Annotated in this window: 3 protein-coding genes; 2 read left to right on the top strand and 1 reads right to left on the bottom strand. The window is 28.7% G+C overall.

Features of this window, described 5'->3' with window-relative positions:
• Positions 1-148: 148 nt before the first annotated feature.
• Together rnr and smpB are read left to right on the top strand one after the other, a co-directional pair.
• A complete protein-coding gene (rnr, locus tag E6248_RS13620) occupies positions 149-2,362 on the top strand; it encodes a ribonuclease R (RefSeq protein WP_316341333.1) in 2,214 nt (737 codons plus the stop codon).
• Positions 2,363-2,464: 102 nt separating this feature from the next.
• Positions 2,465-2,935: an SsrA-binding protein SmpB gene (gene smpB / locus E6248_RS13615; protein ID WP_136007795.1), complete on the top strand. Its 471-nt coding sequence runs from the start codon at positions 2,465-2,467 to the stop codon at positions 2,933-2,935.
• 170 nt (positions 2,936-3,105) lie between these two features.
• Here smpB and E6248_RS13610 read toward each other — a convergent pair whose 3' ends face one another.
• A complete protein-coding gene (locus tag E6248_RS13610; RefSeq protein ID WP_316341332.1) occupies positions 3,106-4,170 on the bottom strand; it encodes a lactonase family protein in 1,065 nt (354 codons plus the stop codon).
• Between the last annotated feature and the right edge of the window lie 344 nt (positions 4,171-4,514).

The raw sequence follows: 4,514 nt of genomic DNA, 5'->3' as shown, positions 1-4,514 counted from the left end.
ATTAATTATAGATATAAAACTTTAAATAATATAATAATATAAAGATAAAATCATAGATAATAAAAGATTATTAAACTTTTATATGGATAAAATATAGAAGTATAGGTACAAAAGATAGGTCTATATTTCTAATAAAGGAAGTGAAAAAATGGGAATAAAGCAAACGGTATTAAGTTTTATGAGAGAAGAAGCTTATAGACCAATGGATATTCAAGAATTAGTATCAGTATTTGATATAAATCCTGATGAATATAAGTCTTTTAAAAAAGTTTTAAAAGCAATGGAAAAAGAAGGATTAATAGTTAGAACTAAGAAAGATAAGTTTGGAGTGCCAGAAAGACTTGGACTTATTAAAGGAAAGTTAGAAGTCCATCAAAAAGGATTTGGATTCTTATTACCAGAAACTGAAGGAGAAAAGGATGTTTTCATACCTAGTTCTTCAATGAATGGTGCTATGAATGGAGATAAGGTATTAGTTCAAATCACAAGAGAAGACTTTAATGGTAAAAAGCGTGAAGGTGAAGTAAGAGAAGTACTAGAAAGAGTAAATTCTAAGATAATTGGTGTTTATGAAGATAGTAGAAACTTTGGCTTTGTTGTGCCAGAAGATACTAGAATAAATCAAGATATATTTATATCTAAAAAAGATAGAAATGGTGCAAGTGAAGGCGATATAGTAATTTGTGAAATAGTAAAATGGGGAGATAAAAGAAGAAGCCCAGAAGGAATAGTTAAAGAAGTCCTAGGTAAAAAAGGTGATAAAGGATTAGATATATTAACTATTATTAAGAAATATGGATTGCCAGAAGAGTTTTCAGAGAAGGTTCTTAATTATGCAGAAAATATTGAAGAAGAAATAGATGAAAAAGAATATAAAAGAAGATTAGATCTTAGAGATTTAAGAATGGTAACTATAGATGGAGAAGATGCTAAAGACTTAGATGATGCTGTGTCTATAGAAAGGCTTGAAGATGGAAAGTATAAGCTTGGAGTTCATATAGCAGATGTATCTCATTATGTAAGAGAAAAGAATCCTTTAGATAAGGAAGCTTTAAAAAGAGCAACTTCTGTTTATTTAATAGATAGAGTTATTCCAATGTTACCAAAGAAATTATCTAATGGGATTTGTTCATTAAATCCTAAGGTTGATAGACTTGCCTTAAGTTGTTTTATGATTATAGATAACAAGGGTAAGGTTATTAGACATGAAATTCACGAAACTGTAATAAGAACTTCTGAAAGAATGACTTATACAGATGTAACTAAGATTCTTGAAAATAATGATGAAGAACTTATTAAAAGATATGATTATTTAGTAGATGACTTTAAAGCTATGGAAGAGTTATGTACTATTCTTCGTCAAAAGAGATTTAAAAGAGGTGCTATAGACTTTAATTTTGAAGAGTCTAAGATAATATTAAATGACTTAGGTAAGCCAATTGATATAAAGCCTTATGATAGAGCTATTGCAAATAGAATAATAGAAGAATTTATGCTAGTTTGTAATGAAACTATAGCTGAGCATATGTATTGGACTAATTTACCATTTGTATATAGAATTCACGAAGATCCAGATGAAGAAAAATTAGAAAAGTTTAAAGAATTTGTATACAATTTAGGTCATGTAGTTAAGTGGGGACAAGAAACTCACCCTAGAGCTCTTCAAGATATACTAGAAAAGGTGAAGGGTAAGAAAGAGGAAACTGTAGTTAGTACATTATTACTTCGTTCAATGATGCAAGCTAAGTATTCACCAGAATGTGTAGGACACTTTGGTCTTGCAGCAAAATACTACTGTCACTTTACTTCACCAATAAGAAGATATCCTGACCTTCAAATTCATAGAATCATTAAGGAACAACTTAATGGTAAGATAGATGAAAAGAGAAGTGCAAAACTATCTGGAATAGTGGAAATAGCATCTAAGCAATCATCAGAAATGGAAAGATTAGCTCAAGAAGCTGAAAGAGAAGTAGATGATTTAAAGAAGGCAGAATATATGCAAGAAAGAATTGGAGAAGAGTTCTCAGGAATTATTTCTTCAGTAACTTCCTTTGGATTATTTGCAGAACTTCCAAATACTATAGAAGGGCTTATCCATATTACAGCTTTAGATGATGATTATTATATCTATGATGAAGCTCATTTATGCTTAATAGGAGAAAGAACTAAGAAGGTCTATAGATTAGGTGATGAAGTTAAGGTAAAATGTAGTAGAGTAGATATAGATAATAGAGAAGTATATTTTGACTTAATAGAAGAAGATAATAAAGAAGAAATAGTTCCAAGTGAAAAATTAAGTGAAGAAATTCAAAAGGCTAAGGCAGATATTCAAAATGTTTTAACAGATGAAGAAGAGTAAAAAGTGCAAAGCACTTTTTGAAATCTTTGAATTTTGAAGCTACTGGTTTATTTTCAACTATTTTGTTATAATTAAGAAAAAATGAAATAAGTGGTGGATATTATGGTAAGAAAGAAAAATAGTAATTCATTAGCTGAAAATAGAAAAGCAAGGCATGATTATTTTGTTGAAGAAACAATTGAAGCTGGAATAGCTTTAGTTGGAACAGAAGTAAAGTCAATAAGAGCAGGAAAGTGTAACTTAAAAGAAAGTTATGCTGATGTTGAGAATGGAGAAATAACAATTAAAGGTATGCATATTAGTCCTTATGAACAAGGAAATATTTTTAATGTTGATCCATTAAGAGAAAGAAAGCTATTACTTCATAAAGAGCAAATTTCAAGATTTGCAGGTCTTGTATCTCAACAAGGATTTACTTTAGTGCCACTTTCTTTATACTTGAAAAATGGAAAGGTTAAAGTAGCCCTTGGCTTATGTAGAGGTAAAAAGAATTACGATAAAAGAGATTCTATGCTTGAAAAAGCTCATAAGAGAGATATTGAAAGACAATTAAAGAACTCAACAAGATATTAATTTAAGAATTATAAGAATTAATCCATGTGCGTAGCAGTGCTTAGATCCCACTTTGAGAAGATGAGAGTATTAGCAATGGTAGCCATCGGATAAATAATTTTGATATTAATATTAAATCTAGATATATAAATAGACATATCAAACAATTACTTTGAGATGTCTATTTTTTATTAAATGAACTTAATGCAAACTCCGCTTTCAATAGCAAATTCTTTATCAGCCTTAGTTAACTTACCTGTTTTAATATCTCTATGGAAAAGAGTAATATTAGGTGTAAGTTGATGAGGGATAATTAAAAACTGTCCACTTGGATCGATAGTAAAATCCCTAGGATGAGAGCCTTTTGTTTCTGTAATTTCAACTAAATTAAGTTTAAAGGTTTTTTCATCTATAGAGAATACAGCAATAGAGTCGAAGCCACGGTTAGATGTATATAAGAATTTTCCATCTGGTGATATATTGACTGCAGCTGCATCAGATCTCCCTTTGAAATTCTCAGGAAGAGCTGAAATTCTTTGAAGTATATTAAAGGTATTATCTTCAATATTATAAGATAATACAAAAACTTCTGAAGTTAGTTCACTAAGTAGGAATGCAACTTTATTATTTTCATGAAAAGTCATATGTCTTGGGCCTACTCCATCTGGTAATTTAATAGAACGTGAAGTATCTTCTTTTAAAATCCCATTTTCATAATCATAAACAAAAAGTTTATCAATACCTAAATCAATAGCAAGAAGTTTTTCTTCATTAGGAGTAAGGCATACAAAATGTGGATGAGGCTTTTCTTGCCTTTTTATATTTACTCCAGAGCCAGTATGATAATTTCTAGATTCTAAATCGCCTATAGAGCCATCAGCTAGTAGAGAATAGCAAGATATTTCACCATTATGATAATTTGCAGAAAATAAGAATGAGTTTTTACTATCAGTAATTAAATGACATGGTGAAGCGCCAAGGGAAATCTTGTAATTTAGAAGAGATAAGCTTAAATCTTCATTAATTAAATAAGAAGCAACTCCTCCCTCATTACCTTTCTTTATTATAGAATATAAAAATTTCTTATCTTTAGAAATAGCTAAGTAAGTTGGACTTCCAATTTCACTAGCAATATCTATAGAGTCTATTTCACAATTTGTATTATTGAAAGAAAACTTATAAATTCCTTTGCTATTTCCTTTAGTATAAGTTCCTATAAAGCCTTTTGAAATAGTATTTATAGCTATTAAAAACACCTCCTAAGATAGTTTAATTATATAATGATACTTAAATATACACTTTAATTATAAAACATTTATTAGTGTATATGATGAAAATATATAATTATAATTGAAATATATGCTTTAAGTGTATGATATTTACTGGTATATATAAATTTAAGTAATTATAAAAGGATAGTGATAGATTATTAGTTTAATAAAGAAGTTTTAAAGGTATGTAGAGATTTTATAAGATAGTATAATTAGTAGATTGATTTACATCTGAAATATCACTATTACAGAAAAACGTAGTAAATATAAATGAAGGAGTTTCAAGAAGGGGGAGATGAATAGATAATAGTGAAGTATTTAACCTAGAC

Source organism: Clostridium sp., assembly GCF_032552055.1.
Lineage (GTDB): Bacteria > Bacillota > Clostridia > Clostridiales > Clostridiaceae > Clostridium.
This window is presented reverse-complemented; position numbering and strand designations above follow the sequence as displayed.